Here is a 23,287-nt window from a genome sequence, read left to right on the forward strand (position 1 = left end):
CACGTGCGGGAGACACGGGGTGATTACGGTGGAGGGGTGGCGTCCGAACCCCAGCAGCTGCCAGCCGTCCACGAGGCGTGGCTTCCGCGTGAGCACGCGTTGCACCGTCCCCGCCACGGTGGCAGGCAGCTGACCGCGCTGATCAGCGCGTTGCTGTTCTTCACCACCCCGGCGCTGCTGTGGGTGTTCGGCGTGCGCCCGGGCGAGATCGAGAACCACAAGCTCGCGAGTTTCCCTGGCCTGGACAAGGGCTGGGGATTCTTCACCGACATGCCCGCCTGGGCCATCGACCAGCTGTCGTTCCGGCCGGGCGCGATCGCCGCCGCCGACGCGATCAGCCGCGGCGTCTTCGGCGAGGGCGCCCCGCTCGACCAGCCGCCACCGCAGCAGCAGGCGGGCCCGATCCCCGCACCTCCCGCACCGACGCCGCCCAAGACCGCGCCCACCCAGGGCCCGACGCCGAACGCCGCGTCCGGTTATCGCCGCGTCGTCCAGGGTCGCGACGGCTGGCTGTACTACGGCTACGACGCCGACGCGAAATGCGATCCGTCCCGCCCGCTGCCCGAGACGATCGACAAGATCAACGAGCTGCGCCGCGCGGTCGAGCAGTCCGGGCGGCGGTTCGAATTCGTCGTCGCGCCGGACAAGTCGACGATGGTCCCGCAGTTCCTGCCCGACAGCTACCCCGGCAAGGACTGCTCGCGGTCGGCCGAGGCGACCACCTGGCACCGGATGCTCAAGGACGCCCGCGCGATCGACCTGCGGCCCGAGCTGCGCGCGTCGGAAGGCCGGGTGCAGCACCCCATCTACCCGGCCAACGACACCCACTGGGCCGACGAGGGCGCGCTGGTGATGACGCGCGCCATCGCGAACGCGATCAAACCCGGTGTCACGCAGACCTGGGTGAGCGTGCCCATGGGGCAGTACGACACGTCCGCCGACCTGCCGCCGTTGATCAACAAACAGGGCACGAAGACGAACACGCTCTACAGCCTCCGCCCGGACGGCCTGGTCGATCGCGCGGGCGAGCCGAACGGTGACATCGACAAGCCGGTGTACCGCACGGCGAGCCCGCTGATCGGGACCGTGGACGAGAAGATCCTCATCTACGGCGACTCGTTCACGAAGGCGTCTTCGCGCTACCTCTCCGGCGCGTTCACGAACCTGACGATGCTGGCCCACTTCACGCAGAAGACGTCGCAGGCCGAGGCCGTCGACGCTTTCGTGAACTCGAACGTCGTGGTCCTCGAAGCCGTCGAGCGCAGTGTGGCCGGCGGACAGCTCGCGTTCATCGAGCCCGGTTTCCTCGAAGCGGTCAAGAAGGCGCTCGCCGAGCACCCGATCCGCTAGCGCAAGGCGGGCCGGGGCGCGGCCGTCGGCTCGACGCGGACCCGGGAGCTCCGGCCGCGCAGCCACGCGATGAGGCGGCAGACCAGGTAGATCACGAACGAGATCGTCGTGACGAACGCGCTCACCGGCTTCCCGGGCGCGAGCGACAGGATGATCCCGCCGAGCGCAGCGATCTCCGCGAACACGATCGACAGCACGGTCGCCTTCCACGGGCTCGCCGTGACCCGCGCGGCCGCCGCGGCCGGGGTCACCATCAGCGAGACCACCAGCAGCGCGCCGACGATCTGCACGCCGAGCGCGCTCGAAATCCCGACCAGCACCGCGAAGATGAGCGAAAGCAGCCGCACCGGGACACCGCGCGCGGCCGCGACCGCGGGGTCGACCGTGGCGAACAGCAGCGGCCGGTAGATCACCGCGAGCACCACCAGGACGACGACCGAAGCGCCGACGAGCAGGTTCAGGTTGGTCGAGTCGATGGTGATGATCTGCCCGACGAGGATGCCGAACTTGTTGGCGCTGCGGCCTTCGTAGAACGACAGCAGCAGGACGCCCATGCCGAGCCCGAAGGCGAGGATCACGCCGATCACGGAGTCGCGTTCGGACTCGCGGCCGCCGAGGATCCCGATCAGCAGGGCGGCGATGACCGCGCCCGCGAGGCCGCCGAGTTCGACGCCGACGCCGAGCAGCAGCGCGCCGGCCGCGCCGGTGAAGGCCAGTTCGGCGGTGCCGTGCACGGCGAACGACATCCGCCGCATCACGACCAGCGGGCCGAGGACGCCCGCCACCAGGCCGAGGACGGCCGCCGCGAGCAGCGCCGTCTGCACGAAGTCGAGGCCGAGGAGTTCGCCGGTCAGGGCGAAGTCGAACATCTTGTCCACGGTGCTAAGACGCCTGTTCGTGTTCGTCGATGTGGTGGGGTTCGTCCTCGCACAGCGCGCTCTGCGCCCCGGCGACGTGGATCTGCCCGCCGACCTTGAGCACCTCGATCCGCGTGCCGTACAGCTCGGACAGCGTCTCCGAGTTCATCACCTCGTCCGGCTTGCCGACCCGGAACTGGCCGTTCACCAGATACAGCACCCTGTCCACATAGGACAGGATCGGGTTGATCTCGTGGGTGACGAACAGGACGGCGGTGTCGGCCGAACGACGCCGCTCGTCGATCAGCTCGCTGACCGCGCGCTGATGGGCGAGGTCGAGGGACAGCAGCGGCTCGTCACACAGCAGGACTTCGGGGTCGCCGACCAGCGACTGCGCGACGCGGAGCCGCTGCTGCTCGCCACCGGAAAGCCTGCCCACCGGCTGTTTCGCGTACGCCTGGGCGCCGACGGCCTCGATCGCCCGCGCCACCAGCTGACGTCGTTTCGCGATCCCGAAGAACCCGGTGCCCCACCGGTGCCCGTCCAGGCCGAGGCCGACCAGGTCCACCCCGCGCATCGTCAGTCCCTCGTCGAGGGCGCGCTGCTGCGGGATGTAGCCGATCCGCCGGTTCTGCCCGCCGGGGCGCCGCCCCGCGATCTCGACCGTGCCCTCCGGCAGTCCAAGCTGGCCGAGCAGCACCTTGAGCAGGCTGCTCTTCCCGGAGCCGTTCGGCCCGAGGATCGCGAGGAACTCGCCGGGCTCGACGTCGAGGTCGAGCCCGGACCAGAGGGTCCTGGTGCCGAACGCGAGGCTCGCCCCGCGGACACGGACCGCGGGACGCGCCTCGGCAGGTACGGAGCTCACTACTTCAACGCTCCCGCCAGCGCGTCGACTGCCTTGGTCATCCATGCAATGTAGTCGGTCACACCCTGGGGAAGTGTTTCGGTGACGTCGACGACGGCGATCCCGGCGGTCTTGGCGTCGCCGACGACCTGCTGGGTGACCGGGGTGGTGGTCTGCGCGTTGTTGACCAGGGCCTTGACCTGCTTGCCGTTGATCAGCTGCTTGACCTCGTTGAGCGCGGCGGCGGGCACGTCCTGCTCCGCTTCCACGGCCGCGGCGAACGCGGGCGGGGTCGCGTCGGTGACCTTGGCGCTTTCGAGCAGGTAGTGCGCGACGGGTTCGGTCGCGACGACCTTGCCGCCCGAGGCGCCCAGCCCGGAGACCTTCTTCAGCAGCTCCTCGGTCTTGCCCTTGAACGCGGTCGCGTTGGCGGTGAAAGCGTCCTTCGAGGCGGGCTGGATCTCGCCGAGCTTCGCGGCGACCTGGTCGGCGATCTTCTCGACGCCGGGCAGGCTGTACCAGACGTGCTCGTTCTCGTTGCCGGTCGCGGCGATGTCGACGGCGACCAGTTTCTGCGCGCCGGTGGCCTGGTCGGCGAGCTTCGAGAAGAACTCGTCGTAGCCGCCGCCGTTGGACAGCGTCAGCTTCGCGTTCTTCGCGGCGATGGCGTCGCTCGCGGTGGTCTCGTAGGAGTGCGGGTCGGCCGACGGGTCGTGGATGATCGAGGTGACCTCGACCTTGTCGCCGCCGACGGCGGTCACGACGCTGCCCCAGACGTCGGTCGAGGCGACGACCTTGATCTTCTCGCCGCCCGGGTCCGCGGCGGACGCGTTCCCCGAGCCGGAGCCCGTGGACGCCTGGTCGCTCGACGCGCAAGCCGTCGCGCCGAGCGCGAGGACGGCGAGGGCCGACACGGCCGCGAAAACACTCTTAGTACGGCGGGAATTCATTTACTGCACTCCTGCGGATGCCCAGGCCAGGTGTCCCAGATGCCGGGTAATGGAAACCGTTGTCAGATTCAACTGTACCCCATACGGCTGACAGAACCCGCTGTCCAGGTCTGAGCTGTACCCAGGGTCACTCTGAATCGAGACCTGCCACACGTCGGGTGATGCTTCTGCAAAACGTTCTGAACCGTTACGGTTTGCGGATGGGCCGTCCTATCCGCACCAGGAGGCAGGCGACACTGGCGTCGTTGGCCGCAGAGCTCGGTGTGTCGAGGACCACCGTCTCCAACGCCTACAACCGACCCGACCAGCTGTCCCCTGAGCTGCGCCGCCGTGTTCTCGAGACCGCACGGCGCCTCGGTTACCCAGGCCCGGACCCGGTGGCCCGATCACTTCGGACGCGCAAGGCCGGCGCTGTCGGTCTTTTGCTCACCGAAAACCTCTCCTACGCTTTCCGCGACCCGGCCGCCGTCGGCGTGCTCGAAGGACTCGCGCTGGCCTGCGAGGACGCGGGCGTCGGCCTGCACCTGGTCCCGGCGAGCCCGGGCCGGGAGGACGTCGCGGCCGTGCACCGCGCGGGCGTGGACGGTTTCGTCGTCTACTCGGTGCCCGACGACGACCCGCATCTGGGCGCCGTGCTGGAACGCCCGGTGCCGACGGTGATCGTCGACCAGCCGCGCGTGGACGGCGTCGACCGGGTCGGCCCGGACGACGCGGCCGCGGTCACCGCGATGGCCGAACACCTCATCTCCCTGGGACACCGGCAGATCGGCGTGCTGTGCATGCGGCTGGCCCGCGAGCGCAACGACGACTTCGTGTCCATCCAGCGGCAGAGCGCCGCGCATTTCCATGTCCAGCGGATCCGGCTGGAGGCGCTGGCCGCCGCGTTCTCGGCGGCCGGGGTCGACTGGGCGACGGTGCCGGTGGTCGAGCGCTTCGACCACACCGTGGACGACGGCGCGTCCGCCGCACGGCAGCTGCTCGACGCGTATCCGCAGGTCACGGCCGTGATCTGCACTTCGGACATCCTCGCGCTCGGCGCGCTGGCCGAAGCGGAACGCCGCGGCCTGCGCGTGCCGCAGGATCTGACGGTCACCGGGTTCGACGGCATCACCGAGGCCGAACGCTCCGGGCTCACCACGGTCCACCAGCCGGTGCTCGAAAAGGGCAAGGCGGCGGGAAAGCTGCTGCTCAGCTCGGCCGATCGCGTCGGGCCGAAGGTCATCACCCTGCAGACGGAACTGCGGGTCGGCCGGACGTCGGCACCGCCCCGGACGGCTGAGGAACGCTGGTTCGGGCCGTGATGTACCCGGTAAAGCGTTGCTCTCACGGGGTGTGTCCGTTCAAATAGTCATGTGACCTCCATAGACGTCCTTCTCAAGCGAAACCAGGAGCTCGGCGATGTCACTCCTGGTGACCGTTCGTCCCCGAGGCCATCACTCCAGGTGGCGGTTCTGACCTGCATGGACGCCCGTATCCGGGTGTTCGAGATCTTCGGCCTGCTGCAGGGCGAGTCTCACGTCCTGCGCAACGCCGGCGGCGTCGTCACCGACGACATGATCCGCTCACTCGCGCTGAGCCAGCGGAAGCTGGGCACGCGTGAGGTGCTGATCGTCCAGCACACCGAGTGCGGCCTCTCGATGGTGACCGAGGACGACTTCAAGGACGAGCTCGAAGAGGCCTCCGGGCTGCGTCCGACGTGGGCCGTCGAGGCGTTCCGCGAGGTCGAGGACAGCGTGCGCCGGTCGGTGCAGCGGGTCCGCCGCAGTGACTTCCTGCCGCACACCGACAACGTGCGCGGCTTCGTCTACGACGTCAAGACGGGCCACCTGACCGAAGTCGCGTAACGCGCTTCCCTAAGCTGGCCGGGTGGGCGTCGACGCGGATGTGCTGACCGGATGGTTCGACGAAGTGGGGCGCGACCTGCCCTGGCGTGAGCCGGAGTGCACCGCCTGGGGCGTGCTGGTCAGCGAGATCATGTTGCAGCAGACCCCGGTCGCGCGCGTCCAGCCGATCTGGCTCGAATGGATGACCCGCTGGCCGGTTCCCTCGGCGCTGGCGGCGTCTTCTCAGGGCGAGGTCGTGCGCGCCTGGGGCAAGCTCGGTTACCCGCGACGCGCGTTGCGGCTGCACGCCGCGGCGGCCGTCATCGCCGCCGAACACGGCGACGTCGTGCCGTCCGATGTGGACACTCTGCTCGCGTTGCCGGGCATCGGCGCGTACACCGCGCGAGCGGTCGCGGCCTTCGCGTACGGCAAGCGGGCGCCGGTGGTCGACACGAACGTCCGGCGCGTGGTGGCCAGGGCGGTGCACGGCGCGGGTGACGCCGGGCCGCCGTCGAACACCCGCGACATGGCCGACGTCGAGGCGTTGCTGCCGCCGGAGGACGCGCCCGCCGCGAAGCTCTCGGCGGCGCTGATGGAACTCGGCGCGCTCGTCTGCACCGCCCGCTCGCCGCGGTGCGCGGATTGTCCGATCTACGACGACTGCGCGTGGCAGCACGCGGGCAAACCCGCCTACGCCGGGCCCGCGAAACAGGTCCAGAAATTCGCCGGGACCGATCGCCAGGTGCGCGGGCTGCTGCTCGACGTCCTGCGCGGCAGCGAAGGCCCGGTCGAGAAGGCGCGGCTCGATCTCGTCTGGGACGAATCCGGGCAGCGCGACCGCTGCCTCGACTCCCTGCTGGTCGACGGCCTGCTCGAACAGACCGGGGACGGCCTGTTCGCGCTCCCTGGCGAACACTAACGCATTACGACAAAAGTTGGCCAATGGTTGTCATCGGCGCGATGGCGGGTTAGTTTTCCGGCCAACGCGCATGATGGGAGTTACGCCCGTGGCCGACTTCGACCGACGTACCGCGCTCAAGGGCGGCCTGACGGTAAGCGCCGTCGGGCTACTGGGGACGACGACAATTTCCGCCGCAGCCGCGGCGCCTGGGGCAGTACAGGAACCGACGATCCACGACACGGCGGCCTGGGGTGCCCGGCCGCCGAACGGGGCGATCGAGGTGCAGAACCACAAACCGACGTACATCGTCGTGCACCACACCGTCGATCCCGGCAACGTCACCGACTACACGCTCGAACACGCCTATTGGGCGTCGCGTTCGATCCAGAATTTCCACATGGACACCCGCGGCTGGGTGGACAGCGGCCAGCAGTTCACGAACAGCCGCGGCGGGCACATCACCGAAGGGCGGCATCGCAGCCTGGAGATCCTGCGCGGCGGGACCCAGCACGTGCTGGGCGCCAACGTGGGCAACAACAACAGCACCTGCATCGGGATCGAGAACGAGGGCCTCTACAGCAAGGAAGACGTCACGCCCGCGCTGTGGGACTCGCTGGTGAAGATGGTCGCGTACATCGCTTCGCAGTACGGGATCTCGCCGGAGTTCATCAAGGGACACCGCGACTTCAACTCGACCGAATGCCCGGGAACCGTGCTGTACAACCGGCTCCCGGAACTGCGCACCGCGGTCGGGAAACTGCTGGGCTCGGCGTCGCCGAAGGCCGATCTGCCGGAGTGGCCGCTGCTCAAGCCCGGCGACACCGGACCACGAGTGCGGGTGGCCCAGGAACTCTTGCGGGAACGCGGTTTCGCCGTCCCCGTCGACGGCCTGTTCGGCCAGTCCACAAAGGACGCTGTCGCCGCGCTGGCGGCCCGGAACGGGCTGGAGCGCGACGCCTGTGGCGCGACCATGGCGACCGACGAGACCGGGTTCCTCGGCTCCGACGTCTGGCCGCTCATCGTCCGGTCGGGCACTGATCTGAGGGCGCTGAAAGCACGACTCGCCGGCTGAACAGCAGCGGCGACAGGACCACCAGGGCGGCGCACCAAGGGAGCAAGGAGGTTCCCAACGGCAGCAGCAGGCCGCCGACGAGGGCTCCACCGGCGACGGCGCCGTTCCAGGCCGCGATCGTGAGCGACTGGGCGGCGTCGGCGGTGGGGCCCGCGATCAGCGCGGTGACGGCCTGGAACGCCGTGGGCGCGCCGCCGAACGCGAAGCCCCACAGGCAGGCGGCGGCCAGCACCAGACCGTGGATGCCGCCGCTGAGTCCTATCAGGACGATCGCGGCGGCCGTCAGAGCGGTACAGGACAGCAAGACGGCGCGTGGGTGGCGGTCGAGCGCGGAGCCGACCGCCACCAGCCCGCCCACCGTGGCACAGCCGAACACCAGCAGCGCCGTGCCCAGCATCGTCGCCGCGTCCAGCCCGGCGAGCACCGGGCCGATGTAGGTGTAGGCCACGTTGTGCCCCAACGAGAACAGCGCCACCGTCGCCAGCACGGGACGCATCCCGGGCAGTCTTGACGCGGCCAGCGGGCGGGTGTGCCCCACCGGGTCCGCGGGCACGGCGGGCACCGCGACGAGCACCCACCCCAGTAGCGGCACGGTGATCAGCGCCATCACGGCGAACGCCCAGCGCCAGCCCGCCAGTTCGCCGAGCAGCGTCCCGGCCGGGACGCCGAGCGCGAACCCGATCGGGGTGCCGGACATGGCCACGGCCAGCGCGCGCCCGGTGAGCCCCGGCGGCGCGAGGCGCATCGCGTATCCGGCGACGAGGGACCACATCACCCCGGTCAGCGCGCCGGAAACGACCCGAGTGGCCAGGATCAGCGGGTACGACGAGGACATCGCGATCACCAGGTTGGTGACCAGGAAGCCGGTGATCAGCGCCAGGAGCAAGCGTTTGCGCGGCATCCGCAGGGTCGCGCTGGTGAGCGGGATGGCGGTGAGCGCGGTCGTGATCGCGTAGACCGTCACGAGCTGCCCGGTGACCGACGGGGATACGCCGAGATCCGCGGACATGCCCAGCAGCAGCCCGGCGGGCAGCACTTCGGTGAGGCAGCCGAGGAAGACCGTCGTCGTCAGCGCGAACAGCGCCGGGAGGGGCAGCATGCCTCGACGATCTCTCCCGCGGCAGGGCGCGGATAGTCCCTGCCGGGTATGCCACCGGGTTATCGGCCTGGATAACCCGGTGGCATGACCGGCTGGCAGTGCCGACCGAGGCGGGGACGACCACACGATGGTCGGGCATTGCCCCTGCTTTCAGAGAGAAGGCCCGTTCATGACCGTGCGGATTCGGTGGCAGGAGCCACTGTGCACCGCCTTGCTCGCCACCACGATGCTCGGCACCTGCCAGGTGGCGGCCGCGGAGCAGCCGGTGATCGGTAGCGACGGTTACGTGCACGTTTCCCCCAACGGCACTGTCCTCGGTACCGACCCCTACTACCCGAAGGACGGCAACGGCGGCTACGACGTCTCCGATTACGCGATCGCGCTGGACTACGCGCCCCGATCGACGATCCTGCAAGGCAAGGCGACGATCACCGCGACGGCGACCCAGGAACTGAGCCGGTTCAACCTCGATCTCCGCGGGCTCACCGTACGGTCGGTCACCGTCGACGGCGTCGGCGCCACCTTCCGGCGAGTGGGTGAACACGAACTGGAGATCACTCCGGCGAAGCCGTTGGCCAAGGACGCGCGGTTCGCCGTCGTGGTCGGCTACGACGGACGTCCGGAGCCGATCGGCACGGCGCGCGGCCGGACGGGCTGGCTGGCCGTGCCCGGCGACTCGGCCGTCGCCACCGGCCAGCCGCATTCGGCGATGACCTGGTTCCCGGTCAACGGCACCGAGGCGGACAAGGCGACGCTCCGGGTCGCCGTCACCGTGCTGAACGAGTTCTCCGTCGTGGGCAACGGAAAACAGATCTCCGACGTGGCCGCCGGCGCCGGACGGCACACGGTCACCTGGGCGGAAGAAAACGCTTTGGCGCCGAATACCGCGATGGTGGGGATCGGCCGCTGGAAGATCGACAAGATCTCGCTTCCCGGGGGCGGGACGGCGATCAACGCCTACCATCCGTGCGCGACGGGCAACCGGGAGATCGGCGGGCGGCTGCCCGAAGTGCTGGAATTCCTTACCGGGAAGCTCGGCGACTACCCGCAATCCGCGGCGGGCGGGCTGTTCCTCGACCGCGATCTCGGTTACGTGCACGGCGCGCAGACCCGGCCGGTGTTCGGCCGTTCGGCGACCGTCGCCGACCTGGTCTACGGCACCGCCTATCAGTGGTGGGGCGCCGGGGTGACCGGCAAGATGTGGAAGGACGCCCTGCTGCCGGAAGCCTTCGCACGCTACGCGGTCTGGTTGTGGGACGAAGCCCGGAACGGGACCGATCTGGACCGGCGTTATCGCGAACAGGTCGCTCAGGCCGGGAACGGCCGGTTCTGGGCACCGAAGCTCGTCGATCCCGGCAAGGGAGCCGAATTCGCCCCCACCGCGAAGGCCGTGCTCATGGTGCACGCGCTACGCCGCTTGGTCGGCGACGACCAGTTCTTCCAGATAATGTCCGGTTTCCCTTCGATCAACCCGCAGGGCAACCAGAACTGGCACGACTTCGAGCTTTACGCGTCGGCGGTCACCCAGCGCGACCTCACCGAGTTCGACCACGCGTGGCTGGAAGGCACCGCGCGGCCGTCGGACGAGCACCTTTACCCGGGATCACTGAACCCGAAGCCGTGAATTCCTCCCCGTCCGGGCGACGCGCGGGATCACCCGTCGCCCGGACGGGGCGCCGGCTCACCGCGAGAAGCGAGGTACCGGCTGTAGACCGGTGCCCGTGCCGCTTCGTTCCAGTAGATCTCAGCCACCGCGTCGAGCAGATCCGACCGGCGGCCCGCCACGAAGGTGTCCCGGCGCCAGGCGACGATATGTCTGCGCAGCAACAACTCTCCCCGCAACGGCCGGATCACGAGGCCGACGTGCCGCGAGTCGCAAATGGGTTGAGACAGGCTGAGCGCGCCCGCCCGGACCACCATCTGCGCCACCTCCTGGGAAGTCACCTGATGGGCGATCTTCGGGCTGAAGCCGTGTCTCGCGCAGGTTTCGGCGAAGTATTCGTTGAAGACGATCGAAGAGGAATCGGCGACCATCACCCAGCGCTCGTCCCGCAAGGCTTCGAGGTCGATGATCTCCTCGCCTGCCAAGGGATGTGCCTCCGGTAGCTGGACGAAGGTCGGCTCGGTCACCACCACCGCGGTGTCCACGTTCGCGGGTATCTCCAGCTCGTGTCCGGGGTAGTCCTTGACCATTCCCAGTTCCGCTCGCCGTTGCTCCAGCAGCGACAGCAACCTGTCCGGGTGGTCGTCGTGCACGACGCTCGCTTCGGTGATCTCCGGCCACAGCGTGGTCATCAGCGACGGCAAATGCGGCACGAACGCGCTGGCCACCGCGGCCACCCGCACGGTGGAGGGCGGTCCGTGCGGACAAGCGCGTTGTTCGATGTCTTCGAGCAGTTTGTCCAGCTGCGGCAGCAGAGCGGTGGTGCGGCGCAACAGCAGCTCACCCATCGGTGTCGGCGTCGCACTGCCTTCGCCGCGCTCGAACAATTGATAACCCAGCATTTTCTCCAGCCGTTTGAGCTGAGCCGAAACAGCGGGCTGGGTAACGCCGAGAACGATCGCGGCACGGGAAAGGCTTCCCGTGTCCGCGATCGCCCGTACCACGCGCAGGTGATGCACGTCCAGCTGCACGACGCCGATCTCCTTTGTCAGATAAAGGTTTTGGCTCCGCCAGGAGAAACACTCACCACCGGATCCGTCGCCGGCGTGGCTCGTCGGACCAGAAGAACATACAGCAAGAATGCGACGAGAACGGAGTTCACCGTGGCAATTCCCCACGGAAGCCAGGCGCCGACGGCGGCACCCGCGATCCAGCAGAACAGCGCGGCCGGCACCCAGACCGGACAGGTTCGCGGCAGCTCACCGAGTTCGCGGGTGCGATCCAGCATGGGCTTCCAGCGCCGGACCACGTAGTACTCGGCGATCACCACCCCCGCCACCGGCGGCGTGAGCACACCGACCCAGGTCAGGAAGGTGGTGAAATGGTCGAGGATGCCGATCGCGGAGAGCACGGTGCCCAGCCCGCCGAGGATCAGCGTGGCATGGGTGCGGTCCAGGCGTTTGGACAGCAGCACCTGAACCGTGTTCACCAGTCCGAGCGAGGACGAATACAGATTCCAGTCGTTGATCTTCAGGATCGCGGTGACCAGGATCAGTGTGCCGAGCACGCCTGAGGAGGAGGTGATGATCCCGACCACGTCGGCGCTCTTCGCCGCGTGCGCGAGCAGCACGCCGATCAGGCCGATCAGGTACTGCCCGAGGGTGACGCTGATCAGGGTCTGCTTCACCACATCGGACGCCGTGCGGTTGAACCGGGTCATGTCCGGGGTCATGATCGCGCCCATGATGAACGCGCCCGCCACCAGCGTGGTGCCCTGAGCCAGAGACATCGAAGGCCCGGGCGGCGGCGAGGACATCAGCGACGACAGTGAATGGTCGTCGAGCGCGGTGACGATCGAGTAACCGGCCAGTGCGAGGAAGGCGGGCACCGTCAGATACGCGGTCCAGGCCATCGCGTGAAATCCGAGGACGACGATCGCGGTGACCAGCGCACCGCCCGCCAGTGCCCACACCCACACCGGCGGGCCACCCATCAACGCGTGCAGCCCTTGTGCGAAGACATCGTTCTGCACCCCGAACCAGCCCGCCAGGCTCAGCGTCATGAGCAGCCCCACCAGTGAAGACCCGCCGGTGCCGAATCCGGTCCAGCGGGCGAGCACCGACGTGGACAATCCCTCCCGGGTGCCGGCGACCCCCATCAGGATCGTGATGATCTCCAGCAGGACCGAACCGATCGTGATGGCCAGCACCGCGTCCCAGAACGTCATGCCGAACCCGAGTACCGCGCCGAGCAGGAACTGGTGGAACGAAGACACCTGGCCGAACCGTTGCAGAGCCACGGACACCCAGGAGTACCGGCGTTCGGCGGGCACCCGGCGCAGGGAGAAGTCGTCGTGTTCAGCGCTCATTCCGGCCGCTCCGCACTCGCCGTCTCCGGGACGGTGTTCTCCAGGATGACGAAGCCCTGCCCCGGCAACGGCCGCCAGGACAGTTCGCCGCGGTAGAGCCGTTCGAGGAACCCGACCCGCTGGTGGTAGGCGAACACCGAACTGGCGACCCCGGCCACCGCGACCGTGCCGATGAACATCGGCAGTTCGGCCAGGAAGTACCGGACCGCGCAGCGCAACTGGTCACGGTTGGGTCGTTCACCTTCCGGCAACCGCTTGTCCAGGACCCAGTTCGTGGCGCCGAGACACTGTTCGGCGAAGGCCTGATCGGTGGCGAAACGGCCGTGCGCTTCGGAAAGCAGGCTCAGATACGAGCGATCGTTTTCCAGTTTCGAGGAGTCCAGGATCACCGATCGCGGGTCGCCCGCGTACACCTGCTCCAGGGCTCGGATGATCTTGTTTCTCGTGTAGTTGCCTTGCCGTTGCGCCTTCTGCGCGGCACGCACCGAGTCGTAGCCGAGTGCTTCGAGCGTGAAGGCCGACGGCCCGTCCGGGACGAAGAAATGGAAGCGCAGGAAGTTCGACATCGCCCAGCGGGCGAGGCCGGCGATCCGATCGACGGTGAAATGGCTGTTGAACGGGCTGACGCCGAGACAGACATGCTCGGCCCGCGAAAGCGGGTCGGCGCAATGCTCGGTGAGCGGCAGTGGTCGAAGCACGGCGACTCCTGATTCACATGGGCTTCGGACAGGGGAACAGGGGCGCGCTGACCGAACGTAACCAGGGACGACCGGGGCCGGTATTGCCACCGTCGACTGCCATCGCGTTATGTGAAACTATTTTCCGCACTTAAACGGTGAAATCGTCACGACCTTCGGAGGTGCCGGTAGGCCTCCTTCGCACGGTATACGAAGTCATGGAGATTCAGATTAGGCATCTTCGCGTGCTCTGCGAGATCGATTCTTCGGGGAGCCTCAACCGCGCCGCGGCAAATCTGGGTCTCGGCCAGCCCGCGCTCAGTCATCAATTACGCCGGATCGAGCGGCTGGTCGGAGGCGTACTGTTCCACCGTGGCCAGCACGGTGTGCGCCCCACCGAGCTCGGGGTCGTCCTCCTGCACCGCGCACGGGCGATCGTGCGCACGTTCGACGAACTGGAACACGACTTCCATCGCCAGGCACCCGAGGCGAGTGATTCGATCCGGGTCGGCTGGAACGACAGCGTCATCACCTCTTCACTACTCGGCGGGCTGAGGGAACTGCTTCCGGGCAAACCGGTCCGCACACGCGCGGACGCCTCGCGCACCCGACTGCTCGCCCAGGTCGCGAACCGCGGGATAGACCTCGCGCTGATCATGATCTGCGGCCGTCGTGCCCTTGCCGTGCCGCCGGAGGTGCGGACCACGACCCTGGCGTGCGAGCCTTCGTTCGTCGTGGTCCCCACCGGGCACCGGCTCGCCGACGAAGAAGAGATCGAGCTGGCCGCGCTGGCCGGGGAAGACTGGATAGTGTCGAGCGGTGGCGACGGATGCCGGGTGGTGTTCCGCGAGATGTGCCTCGCGCACGGTTTCGATCCCCGGATCACCCATGACGTCGATGTGGACACCGTGCGGGAGCGGCTGGTCAGCGGCGGCTACGGCGTCGGGCTGATCCAGCCGACCCGGCCGGAGGTGGACGGCCTCGAGATCCGTCCGCTGGCCGACTCGCCGATGTGTGTACGACATGTGCTCGCGTGGCGCGAGGACGGCCCCTGCACACAAGGGGTCCGGGAGCTGGCGAGCAGAGCGACCGAGGAGTACTGGCGCATGGCCGAGGGGACGACGCCGTACCGGACCTGGTTGCGCGAGCACGGCCGGATGGCGGTCGGATAACCCCCTGACATGACAAGGCGACACTAGAGCGGTCCGCCGACGACGAATGACGATGGAATTCGTCAATCACGGTTGTCGGAAAAGGAGCGCCATGCTGCCGTTGATCACTCGTGCGGAACTGAGTTCCGCGGTTGAGGCTGGAGCGGTCGTCGTGGTCGACACCATGCCGGTCGCCTATTTCGAAAAGGAACATCTGCCGGCCGCACGAAATATTCCGGGATTTCCCTACGAGCAGGCAGCCGAGTTCACCGATCAGCTCGCTCCGTCCGTACTGCCGGACAAGGCCGCCGCGATTGTCGTCTATTGCGCGAACACACCGTGCCGGAACAGCGAATTCGTCGGACGGCGGCTGCTCGAAATCGGATACACGGACGTTCGTAAGTACCGCGAAGGTATCGAGGACTGGGTCGCGGGCGGGCTGCCGACCGAGTCCTCGTCCTGAGCGAAAACCCCTACCGAAGAGGAGATCCCTGTGTTCAAGTACAAGCGCGCCCTCGGCATGCTCGGCGGTCTGCTGGCGCTGGTCGTCGGCTTCGGTGCCGCCCCGGCTTCGGCCGCCCCGGCACCTGCCGGGGAGAACGTGGTCACGGTGACTTCGGCCAACTACCAAGAGGTCATGAACACCTCGAAGCAGAAGCTGGTCATCATGGACTTCGGCGCGACCTGGTGCCCGCCGTGCCGCCAGATGAAGCCGGTGATCGAAAAGATCGCCGCCGAGTACGGCGGCAAGTTCCTGCTCGGTGAGGTCGACGTCGACCAGAGCAAGGACCTGTCCTCGAGGTACAACATCCAGTACCTGCCGACACTGGTCGGCGTCCGCAACTCCGCCGAGCTGCCGTCCGCGCGGAACATCGGCTACCCGGGCGAGACGAAGCTGCGCGCCTGGATCGACGCTCAGCTGGCGAAGAAGGGCTGACCGAGGACGTCGGAGAGAAACGCCTCGACCGCACCGAGGTAGGTCTCCGGCGCTTCGTCGTGCACCACGTGCCCGGCGCCTTGGACGACGATGTGCCGTCCGAGGCCGCCGGGCACGCGCGCCGCGAGGTCGGCCTGCTGGCCGTGCGGCATCGCCGTCCGCTCACCTTCGATGGCGAGCAGCGGGCATTTCACCCGCTCGACGAATGTCCAGAAATCCCGCCGCCCCCATTCCGCCGCGATCTCGTACAGATCGGGGAGCGACGCGATCAGGTGATAGCCGTCTTCCCGTTCTTCGACGCATTCGATGAAATAGTCGCCGGTGTCGCCGAAGAATTCGCGCACGTGGGCGAGGGACCGGAACGGGACCGGCCAGGAGTCGAAGTAGCCGCGCCAGGTGTCCACGGTCCGGCCGCGCTGATCCGGCGCGAAGTCCTCGCAGACCACGGCACGGACGAGTCCGGGATGCGTGGCCGCGGTGACCCACGCGTGCAGGCCGCCCATGGAATGTCCGATCAGGACCGCGGGTTCGTCGAAGGTCCGGAGCACCTCGGCGACGTCGTCGGCGAACCGTTCGGTGCGCCAGGGCCCGCCGCGCGGCCCTCGGCCGTGACCGCGCGCGTCGAGGCCGTGGACACGCCCGTACGGTTCCAGCCTTCGCGCGACCCGCCACCACGTCGTCGCCCTGCCCATCAAGCCGTGCAGGAGGACGATCGGGGGTCCATCACCGCCGAAAGTGATCAACCCGTCGCGCTGAATCACCACTAAGCTCCCCTCCATGCGCAGCCGTGTCCCCGCCGCCGGTCTGGTCCTGGGGGTCGTCTGCGCCCTGATTATCGGTTGTAGTGCCGATCCTCCCCCGGCGGTGTCCCCGCCGCCGCCACCGATGCACCCGGCGCCGGGGGCTTCGGGTGCGGGCGACCCGTACTACCCGATGGACGGGAACGGCGGCTACGACGCCGTCGAGTACCAGGTCGGGATCACGTACGACCCCGTGAAAGGGCGTCTCGACGGCGACACGACGGTGATCGCGAAAGCGACCCAGGACCTCAATCGGTACAACTTGGACTTACGCGGCCTGACCGTCCAATCCGTTGAAGTGGAGGGGAAACCGGCGAAGTTCGCCCGCGAGGGCGACTTCGAGCTGGTGGTGACGCCCGCCGAGCCGATCCGGAACGGGACCACCTTCCGCACGAAGGTCGTCTACGGCGGTGATCCGTCCGCGACGCCCAAGGCGGGCGGAAGCGAGAACGGCTGGCAGAAGTCGAACGACGGCGGCGCGTTCATCGTCGGCGAGCCGCATTCGGCGTCGTTCTGGTACCCCGTCAACGAAACCCCGCGCGACAAGGCGATGTTCACCCTCACCGCCCGCGTGCCGGACGGCTGGACGGTCATCTCGAACGGACGCGAGATCCAGCAGGCCTCGGCGAACGGCTGGACCACGACGTCCTGGCAGGAGCGCACGCCCGTGGCGCCGTACCTGACCACGGTGGCGATCGACAAGTTCACCGTCGACCGGATGGCGCTCCCGGACGGGACGCCACTGGTCAACGCGTACGCGCCGGGCGCGGAGGACCGGCGCGACACCGGCAGGCGGCTGCCGGAGATCATCGGCTTCCTGACCTCGAAGTTCGGGCCGTACCCGGTGGACGCGGCGGGCGGGATCTACCTCGACGAGGACATCCACTTCTCGCTGGAGACCCAGACCAGGCCGACGTACGCGAAATGGGCCGACCTGATCACCGTCGTGCACGAAACCGCACACCAGTGGTTCGGCGATTCGGTGACGCTGAATTCGTGGTCCGACATCTGCCTCAACGAATGCCTCGCGTCGTACGCGCAGTGGTTGTGGCAGGAGTCGAGGGACAACGAGAACCTCGACGACCGCTACCGCGCCGCGCTCGAGATCATGCGGGGAAGCCCGGACTTCTGGACGCCGAAACTGGTCGACATGGGGACCGGTCAGGAGTTCCACGGCGTCTACGACAAGGGGATCCTGGCCATCCACGCGCTGCGGCGGAAGATCGGCGAAGGCGCGTTCGCGCGGCTGCTGAAGGAGTGGCCGGCGGCGCATCGGAACGCCAACGCGTCGTGGGCGGACTTCGAGGCGTTCACGATCAAGCTGTCGGAGCAGGACCTGCGGCCGTTCTTCGACGCTTGGTTCCACGGCACGACGATCCCGCCGGACGCCGAACTCCTGCCCGGCACCCTGCGCGGCTGACCACCGCGTTGAGAGGACTAAGCGCGGGGAGGGGCGGGGTAGTCCGGCAGGTCGATGCCGTTCACCACGTCCCGCATCTTCCGCGACGCCAGCGCGGCGACCGGCTTGAGCCGCATCACCCGCATCATCAGGTACCGCAGCCGCAACGCCGTCCGCGACTTCGCGAAGATCGACTCCGCGTTGGCCCGACCCATCTCCTGCGTCTTCTCGACGAACTCCCGCATGATCGCTTCGTAGCGCTTGAGCCCGGTGTCGAGGTCGGCCGCGAGTTCCCCGGCGAGGACGTACGCTCCGACGACAGCCAGGCTCGTGCCCTGACCCGAGAGCGGCGAGGGGCAGAAAGCGGCGTCGCCCAGCAGCCCGATCCGGCCGCGCGACCAAGACTCCATGATCACCTGCGCGCACGAGTCGAAGTAGAAATCGGGCGCGTCGTCCAGCCGCTCCAGCAGCCAGGGCGCCTCCCACTCCATCCCGGCAGCGAGCCCTCGGACCAGCTCCTTCTGCGCTTCGACGTCGCGATAGTCGTAGTCGACCTTCTCCGAGGCGAACCCGAAGTAGGCCATCGCCTCGTCGCCGTCGCGGATGCCGCGGATCCCGGCGGACCGGCCGACGTCGTCGAAGCCGATCGCCCAGTTCCGCAGGCCGAGCCGGTTCGGCACGGTGAAGAACGCCAGGTACGAGCCCAAGTGCCGGACGTAGCGGGACTCCTCGCCGAAGGCCAGCGCCCGCACCCCCGAATGCAGCCCGTCCGCCCCGACCACCACGTCGAACGTCCGCCGCGAACCACTCGCGAAGGTGACGTCGACGCCGTCGGCCCGCTCGTCCAGCGCGGTGATCCGGTCGCCGAAGACGTACTCCGTCCGCTCCCTGGTCGCCTCGTACAGCACGCCGGTCAGGTCGCCGCGGAGGATCTCGATCTCGGCGACGACGCCGTCACCGTCGAAGTCGTCGGCGCGGATGGTCGCCTTCGTACGGTTCTTCCGGTCGACGAGGGTCTCGCCCTTCGTGTCCGTGCACGCCTCGCGGACGCGTTCGTCCAGCCCCATCCGGCGGACGACCTCCTTGGCCGTTCCGCGCAGGTCGACGGCCTGGCCGCCTGGGCGCAGCGAAGGCGCGCGCTCCACGACGGTCACTTCGAAGCCGTACCGGGTGAGCCAGAAGGCCAGCGCCGGGCCGGCCACGCTCGCTCCGGAGATGAGGATCTTCGTGTCAGCCATCCTCTCGAAGGTCCCACGCATCACATCGCGGCGCAAAAGAGTTTCACCGTAGGGTGGACGGCATGGCTGTCGTGAAGATCAACGCGATCGAGGTCCCCGAAGGCGCAGGCCCCGAGCTGGAGAAGCGGTTCGCCGCGCGGCTGCACGCCGTCGACAACCAGCCCGGCTTCCTCGGTTTCGAACTGCTCCGCCCGGTCTCCGGCGAAAGCCGCTACTTCGTCTACACGAAGTGGGAGTCCGAAGAGGCCTATCAGGCGTGGGCGTCCGGCCCGGCGCGCGAGGCGCACGCGGGCGAGCGCGCGAAGCCGGTGTCCAGCGGCGCGAACCTGCTGGAATTCGAGGTCGTCCAGGCTTCGAAGCCGGGTGAGTGAGCTCGAACGAGCCGCGGAACTGATCGACGGCGCCGGCGCGCTGCTCGTCTGCGCCGGCGCCGGGATGGGCGTCGACTCCGGCCTGCCCGATTTCCGGGGTGACGAGGGTTTCTGGAAGGCGTATCCGCCGTACGAGCGGCTGGGCGTCAGCTTCGTCGAGCTCGCCGACCCACGGCATTTCGCCGAAGATCCCGAGCTCGCCTGGGGTTTCTACGGGCACCGGCTCGCGCTCTACCGCGCGACCGTCCCACACGAGGGGTTCCGCCTCCTGCTGTCCTGGGGAGCGCGGAAAACCGGCGGCGTCCACGCCTTCACGTCCAATGTGGACGGACAGTTCCAGAAGGCGGGCTACCCGCACGTCACCGAAGCGCACGGGTCCATCCATCATCTCCAATGCCTCGCCAGGTGCACCGGCGAGATCTGGTCGGCCGACGACGTCGAGGTCCCGATCGACGAGGACACGATGCGCGCCCTGGCGCCGCTGCCCTCGTGCCCGCGCTGCGGCGGCCTCGCCCGGCCCAACATCCTCATGTTCGGCGACTACGACTGGCTCGGGCAACGCGGCCAGGCCCAGCTCGACGAGCTGACCGCGTGGCGCCGGAAGCATCGCGACCTCGTGGTGGTGGAACTCGGCGCCGGGCAGGCCGTGCCGACGGTGCGGCGCTACTCGGAGCTGGCCAGCGCCGCGACCGGCGCGCTGGTCCGGATCAACCCGCGCGAGCCGCGGATCCGGCATGGACGCGGCGTCTCGCTCGCGAGCAACGGCCTCGAAACCCTCGAAGCGCTGGACGCCCTGCTCACCTCGTGAGCGGGGATTCGGGTTCTAACCCGAATCGCCACTCACGACCACCCTGTTCAGGGAAGGACGATCTCCGCGTACACCGCGTCGTGATCGCTGCCGGGCGTGTCCAGCACCTTGAAGTCCGCGATGGCCGCCCGCTTGTCCGCCAGCACGTGGTCGATCGGCACCGGCGGCACCGCCCCGTTCGTCCAAGTGCCCTGCAACGCCTTCCCCACCTGATCGGCCGCGTCCACGTATCCCCTGGTCAGCAGCTCACGGAAGAGCGAGTGGTCGAGGCTGGCGTTGAAGTCGCCCGCGAGGATCCGGATGTCGTGCTCGGCGTCGGCGTAGGGCAGATCCTTGGCCTCGTCGACCCACACGTGCCTATCCCACATCGGCGCCGCCGGATGGACCGCGACGACCTCGATCCGGACGCCGTCGCCGAGGTCCACGCTCGCGCTCGGCTGTTTGAAGTCCGAATCGCCGGTGAGCTTGAGCGGCGTGAGCGGGTACTTCGACACCAGCCCGGAGCCCGACGCCCACTCCGCCGGATGCAGCACGTGGTACGGCAGGAGCCGGAACAACCCGGCCCGGTCGAGCCCGGTGATCGCCTCGGGCGTCATCTCGGTCAGGCTCAGGACGTCGACCTGGTGTTCCTTCACATAGCCGACGATGCGGTCCGGATCCGCCTGCCCGCCGAGCATGTTCGACGCGAGCACGCGGACGTGCTTGCCGCCGAGCGCCTTCTGCTCGACTTCGAACGCGCGGGGCAGTACCAGCGTGGCGATCGTGCAGGTCAGCACCAGCGCGACGGCCGCGGTCCACCAGCGGCGGAGCACCAGCGCGAGGACGCCGAGCACCAGGGTCGCGATCCCGGCGTACGGCGTCAGCGCGAGCGCGGCGATCGTGTACGTGTTGCCGTCGTAGCCCACCAGCCGCATCGCCGTCAGCACGGCGAACGGCACGACCGCCCCGATGAGCAGCCCGCTGACCAGCTTCCGCCCGGCATCCCGACGCGCCGTGGGCCGGACCGGCCGTTCTTCGATCACCATGACGTTGAGTATGCCGATCGGGAGCGCTGTGACGGCGGTCTCCACAACACCTTCACAACCTCCTCACACCGCGTCTACCAGCGCTTATCAGGTTCTGTCAGCCGCTGCCAGCGCGCTGTGCGCGGTCTGCCAGGTCCGGGGTGCACCTTGGTCCGCGGGGCGAGATCCACAGGAGGAATCGATGACTCACGCGATCAGGGCCGAGGGCCTGGTCAAACACTATGGGGAGACGAAGGCGCTCGACGGGGTCGATCTGGAGGTCCCGGCGGGCAAGGTGGTCGGGGTGCTGGGGCCGAACGGCGCGGGGAAGACGACCGCCGTCCGGATCCTGGCCACCTTGATCCGGCCGGACCGCGGTCACGCGAGCGTCTTCGGATACGACGTCGTCAAGAACCCGATGGCGGTCCGCGGCATGATCGGGCTGACCGGGCAGTACGCGTCGGTCGACGAGGACCTCTCCGGCACGGAGAACCTGGTCCTGATCGGCAGGCTGCTGGAGTTCTCCAGGGCGGACGCGAAGAAGCGCGCGGCCGATCTGCTGGAGCGGTTCGAGCTGACCGACGCCGCCGGGCGCGCGATCAAGACGTACTCGGGCGGCATGCGGCGCCGGCTCGACCTCGCCGCGAGCCTGGTCGGCCGCCCGAAGGTGCTGTACCTGGACGAGCCGACCACCGGTCTCGACCCGCACGCCCGCAACGAGGTCTGGGCCGTGGTCCGGACGCTGGTCGCGGACGGGACGACGGTGCTGCTCACCACGCAGTACCTGGAGGAGGCCGACCAGCTGGCCGACACGATCACCGTGTTCGACCGCGGACTGGTCGTGGCGAACGGCCGGGCCGACGAGCTCAAGCGGCGGACCGGCGGCCAGACGCTGCAGGTCCGGCCGACCGCGCTCGCCGATCTCGACGCCGTCGAGCGCATCCTGGCCGGGCTCACCGGGGTCCGGCCGAACCGGGACGACGACACCGGCCTGCTGACGGCGCCCGTCGCCGACCCGGTGCTGCTGTCCACCTTGGTCCGCAAGCTGGACGAGGCCGGGATCACCGCGGACGAGCTGGCGCTGCGGCTGCCCAGCCTCGACGAGGTGTTCCTCGCGCTGACCGGCAGCCGGTCCACCGAGTCCACAAAGGACACGACTCCGGAAGGGAGCCTGGTATGACGACCCTCGCCGCGCCCGCACCGCCACGGCGCGTTTCACTCTCCAGCAGCGTCCAGCACGGGCTTTCCCTTGCCTGGCGCGGCATCCTGAAGATCCGCAAGAACCCGGAGCAGCTGGCCGACGTCACGCTCGCGCCGATCATCTTCCTGGTCATGTTCGTCTACCTGTTCGGTGGCGCGATCATGGGCGACACCGGAAGCTATCTGCAGATGATCGTGCCCGGCATCATGGTGTTCAACATCCTGCAGGCCAGCATGACCGTCGGCGTCCAGCTCAACACCGACGTCACCAAGGGCGTGTTCGACCGCTTCCGCGCGATGCCGATCGCGCGGTCCGCGCCACTGATCGGCGCCGTACTGGCCGATATCGTCCGCTACCTGGTGTGCCTGGTCGTCCTGATGGTCGTCGCGACGATCATGGGTTACCGGATCCAGACCGGCCCGGCGGAGTTCGCGCTGGCGATCGTGCTGGTCATCGCGTTCGCGCTGGCGTTCTGCTGGGCATCGGTGTTCGTCGGGATGCTGGTGAAGAGCCCCGGCGCGGTGCAGGGCCTGATGTTCGTGGTGCTGATGCCGCTGACCTTCGGCAGCAACGTGTTCGTGGGGACGTCCACCATGCCCGGCTGGCTGAAGGCGTGGGCCGACATCAGTCCGGTGACGCAGATGTCCGACGTCCTGCGCGGGCTGATGAACGGCGGGCCGATCGCCGGTCCGCTGACCGGTGCGCTGATCTGGATGGCGGCCGCGGTCGCGGTCTTCTTCCCGCTCGCCACCTGGGCTTACCGGAAGCGCGTCTGACGGGGGTCAGGGGGAACGCGCGTGAAGGGCTCCTCGCCTCTGCCGGGCGAGGGGCCCT

The 23,287-nt window shown here is 68.5% G+C and carries 24 protein-coding genes; 14 read left to right on the forward strand and 10 right to left on the reverse strand.

Annotation, left to right across the window (positions count from 1 at the left end):
- The first annotated feature begins 36 nt into the window (after positions 1 to 36).
- On the forward strand, positions 37 to 1,350 hold the full coding sequence (locus AB0N89_RS12550) for a hypothetical protein (protein ID WP_364203833.1): 1,314 nt from the start codon (positions 37 to 39) through the stop codon (positions 1,348 to 1,350).
- On the opposite strand, the gene AB0N89_RS12555 is transcribed toward AB0N89_RS12550, so the two are convergent.
- From AB0N89_RS12555 to AB0N89_RS12565, 3 genes are read right to left on the reverse strand one after another with little or no spacing between them, the layout of a single operon-like run.
- Complete coding sequence (locus tag AB0N89_RS12555; RefSeq protein WP_364203835.1) at positions 1,347 to 2,228, reverse strand: metal ABC transporter permease; 882 nt, start codon at positions 2,226 to 2,228, stop codon at positions 1,347 to 1,349. The genes AB0N89_RS12550 and AB0N89_RS12555 overlap by 4 nt on opposite strands.
- Positions 2,229 to 2,232: 4 nt before the next feature.
- On the reverse strand, positions 2,233 to 3,072 hold the full coding sequence (locus AB0N89_RS12560; protein WP_364203837.1) for a metal ABC transporter ATP-binding protein: 840 nt from the start codon (positions 3,070 to 3,072) through the stop codon (positions 2,233 to 2,235).
- Positions 3,072 to 4,001, reverse strand: a complete 930-nt coding sequence (locus tag AB0N89_RS12565) for a zinc ABC transporter substrate-binding protein (protein WP_364203839.1) — start codon at positions 3,999 to 4,001, stop codon at positions 3,072 to 3,074. The genes AB0N89_RS12560 and AB0N89_RS12565 overlap by 1 nt, the downstream gene beginning before the upstream one ends.
- 200 nt (positions 4,002 to 4,201) lie before the next feature.
- On the opposite strand from AB0N89_RS12565, the gene AB0N89_RS12570 reads away from it, so the two are divergent.
- The 4 genes from AB0N89_RS12570 (at position 4,202) to AB0N89_RS12585 (ending at position 7,797) form a co-directional block, all read left to right on the forward strand.
- Positions 4,202 to 5,302 (forward strand): LacI family DNA-binding transcriptional regulator, encoded by a 1,101-nt coding sequence (locus AB0N89_RS12570; RefSeq protein ID WP_005165317.1) that lies wholly within the window; start codon positions 4,202 to 4,204, stop codon positions 5,300 to 5,302.
- A gap of 51 nt (positions 5,303 to 5,353) precedes the next feature.
- Positions 5,354 to 5,845: a carbonic anhydrase gene (locus AB0N89_RS12575; RefSeq protein ID WP_364203841.1), complete on the forward strand. Its 492-nt coding sequence runs from the start codon at positions 5,354 to 5,356 to the stop codon at positions 5,843 to 5,845.
- Positions 5,846 to 5,867: 22 nt separating this feature from the next.
- The gene (locus AB0N89_RS12580; protein WP_364203843.1) at positions 5,868 to 6,743 is read left to right on the forward strand and encodes an A/G-specific adenine glycosylase; all 876 of its coding nucleotides are present in this window, start codon (positions 5,868 to 5,870) and stop codon (positions 6,741 to 6,743) included.
- An 88-nt stretch (positions 6,744 to 6,831) separates the two neighbouring features.
- On the forward strand, positions 6,832 to 7,797 hold the full coding sequence (locus tag AB0N89_RS12585) for an N-acetylmuramoyl-L-alanine amidase (RefSeq protein ID WP_364203845.1): 966 nt from the start codon (positions 6,832 to 6,834) through the stop codon (positions 7,795 to 7,797).
- On the opposite strand, the gene AB0N89_RS12590 is transcribed toward AB0N89_RS12585, so the two are convergent.
- Positions 7,742 to 8,896 (reverse strand): MFS transporter, encoded by a 1,155-nt coding sequence (locus AB0N89_RS12590; protein WP_364203847.1) that lies wholly within the window; start codon positions 8,894 to 8,896, stop codon positions 7,742 to 7,744. The two genes, AB0N89_RS12585 and AB0N89_RS12590, sit on opposite strands and share 56 nt — an antisense overlap.
- 169 nt (positions 8,897 to 9,065) lie before the next feature.
- Here AB0N89_RS12590 and AB0N89_RS12595 point away from each other — a divergent pair, with 169 nt between their 5' ends.
- Positions 9,066 to 10,520 carry a M1 family metallopeptidase gene (locus tag AB0N89_RS12595; RefSeq protein WP_364203849.1) on the forward strand — a complete coding sequence of 485 codons (1,455 nt, stop codon included), beginning with the start codon at positions 9,066 to 9,068 and terminating at the stop codon, positions 10,518 to 10,520.
- Between the two features lie 29 nt (positions 10,521 to 10,549).
- Here AB0N89_RS12595 and AB0N89_RS12600 read toward each other — a convergent pair whose 3' ends face one another.
- The 3 genes from AB0N89_RS12600 to AB0N89_RS12610 are packed head-to-tail and all read right to left on the reverse strand — an operon-like array spanning position 10,550 to position 13,565.
- Positions 10,550 to 11,530, reverse strand: coding sequence for a LysR family transcriptional regulator (locus AB0N89_RS12600; protein WP_364203851.1), 981 nt, complete (start codon positions 11,528 to 11,530; stop codon positions 10,550 to 10,552).
- Positions 11,531 to 11,547: 17 nt separating this feature from the next.
- Positions 11,548 to 12,867, reverse strand: coding sequence for a cytosine permease (locus AB0N89_RS12605; protein WP_364203853.1), 1,320 nt, complete (start codon positions 12,865 to 12,867; stop codon positions 11,548 to 11,550).
- Positions 12,864 to 13,565 carry a tRNA-dependent cyclodipeptide synthase gene (locus AB0N89_RS12610; protein ID WP_364203855.1) on the reverse strand — a complete coding sequence of 234 codons (702 nt, stop codon included), beginning with the start codon at positions 13,563 to 13,565 and terminating at the stop codon, positions 12,864 to 12,866. Before AB0N89_RS12610 ends, AB0N89_RS12605 begins: the two co-directional genes overlap by 4 nt.
- Before the next feature lie 197 nt (positions 13,566 to 13,762).
- Between AB0N89_RS12610 and AB0N89_RS12615 the strand changes: the two genes are divergently transcribed.
- The 3 genes from AB0N89_RS12615 (at position 13,763) to AB0N89_RS12625 (ending at position 15,632) form a co-directional block, all read left to right on the forward strand.
- On the forward strand, positions 13,763 to 14,716 hold the full coding sequence (locus AB0N89_RS12615; RefSeq protein ID WP_364203857.1) for a LysR family transcriptional regulator: 954 nt from the start codon (positions 13,763 to 13,765) through the stop codon (positions 14,714 to 14,716).
- Positions 14,717 to 14,807: 91 nt separating this feature from the next.
- Positions 14,808 to 15,158: a rhodanese-like domain-containing protein gene (locus tag AB0N89_RS12620; protein WP_364203859.1), complete on the forward strand. Its 351-nt coding sequence runs from the start codon at positions 14,808 to 14,810 to the stop codon at positions 15,156 to 15,158.
- A 30-nt stretch (positions 15,159 to 15,188) separates the two neighbouring features.
- A complete protein-coding gene (locus AB0N89_RS12625; RefSeq protein WP_364203861.1) occupies positions 15,189 to 15,632 on the forward strand; it encodes a thioredoxin domain-containing protein in 444 nt (147 codons plus the stop codon).
- Here AB0N89_RS12625 and AB0N89_RS12630 read toward each other — a convergent pair.
- Positions 15,611 to 16,411, reverse strand: a complete 801-nt coding sequence (locus AB0N89_RS12630; protein WP_364203863.1) for an alpha/beta hydrolase — start codon at positions 16,409 to 16,411, stop codon at positions 15,611 to 15,613. The genes AB0N89_RS12625 and AB0N89_RS12630 overlap by 22 nt on opposite strands.
- Here AB0N89_RS12630 and AB0N89_RS12635 point away from each other — a divergent pair.
- Positions 16,410 to 17,852 carry a M1 family metallopeptidase gene (locus tag AB0N89_RS12635; RefSeq protein WP_364203865.1) on the forward strand — a complete coding sequence of 481 codons (1,443 nt, stop codon included), beginning with the start codon at positions 16,410 to 16,412 and terminating at the stop codon, positions 17,850 to 17,852. The genes AB0N89_RS12630 and AB0N89_RS12635 overlap by 2 nt on opposite strands.
- A gap of 17 nt (positions 17,853 to 17,869) precedes the next feature.
- On the opposite strand, the gene AB0N89_RS12640 is transcribed toward AB0N89_RS12635, so the two are convergent.
- Entirely contained in the window at positions 17,870 to 19,069 is a 1,200-nt protein-coding gene (locus AB0N89_RS12640; RefSeq protein WP_364203866.1) for an FAD-dependent monooxygenase, read from the reverse strand.
- 62 nt (positions 19,070 to 19,131) lie between these two features.
- Here AB0N89_RS12640 and AB0N89_RS12645 point away from each other — a divergent pair, with 62 nt between their 5' ends.
- Positions 19,132 to 19,440 (forward strand): antibiotic biosynthesis monooxygenase, encoded by a 309-nt coding sequence (locus AB0N89_RS12645; protein WP_005165349.1) that lies wholly within the window; start codon positions 19,132 to 19,134, stop codon positions 19,438 to 19,440.
- Positions 19,433 to 20,248 carry a Sir2 family NAD-dependent protein deacetylase gene (locus AB0N89_RS12650; protein ID WP_364203869.1) on the forward strand — a complete coding sequence of 272 codons (816 nt, stop codon included), beginning with the start codon at positions 19,433 to 19,435 and terminating at the stop codon, positions 20,246 to 20,248. The genes AB0N89_RS12645 and AB0N89_RS12650 overlap by 8 nt, the downstream gene beginning before the upstream one ends.
- Before the next feature lie 47 nt (positions 20,249 to 20,295).
- Here the strand turns inward: AB0N89_RS12650 and AB0N89_RS12655 are convergent, their stop codons facing one another.
- A complete protein-coding gene (locus AB0N89_RS12655) occupies positions 20,296 to 21,318 on the reverse strand; it encodes an endonuclease/exonuclease/phosphatase family protein (RefSeq protein ID WP_364203871.1) in 1,023 nt (340 codons plus the stop codon).
- 136 nt (positions 21,319 to 21,454) lie between these two features.
- Here AB0N89_RS12655 and AB0N89_RS12660 point away from each other — a divergent pair, with 136 nt between their 5' ends.
- Both AB0N89_RS12660 and AB0N89_RS12665 read left to right on the forward strand, forming a co-directional pair.
- A complete protein-coding gene (locus AB0N89_RS12660) occupies positions 21,455 to 22,432 on the forward strand; it encodes an ATP-binding cassette domain-containing protein (protein WP_364203873.1) in 978 nt (325 codons plus the stop codon).
- Positions 22,429 to 23,229, forward strand: a complete 801-nt coding sequence (locus tag AB0N89_RS12665; protein WP_364203875.1) for an ABC transporter permease — start codon at positions 22,429 to 22,431, stop codon at positions 23,227 to 23,229. Before AB0N89_RS12660 ends, AB0N89_RS12665 begins: the two co-directional genes overlap by 4 nt.
- The last annotated feature ends 58 nt before the right edge of the window (positions 23,230 to 23,287 follow it).

Origin of the sequence: Amycolatopsis sp. NPDC089917, assembly GCF_040684635.1 — a bacterium.
In the GTDB taxonomy this organism is placed as follows: Bacteria; Actinomycetota; Actinomycetes; order Mycobacteriales; family Pseudonocardiaceae; genus Amycolatopsis.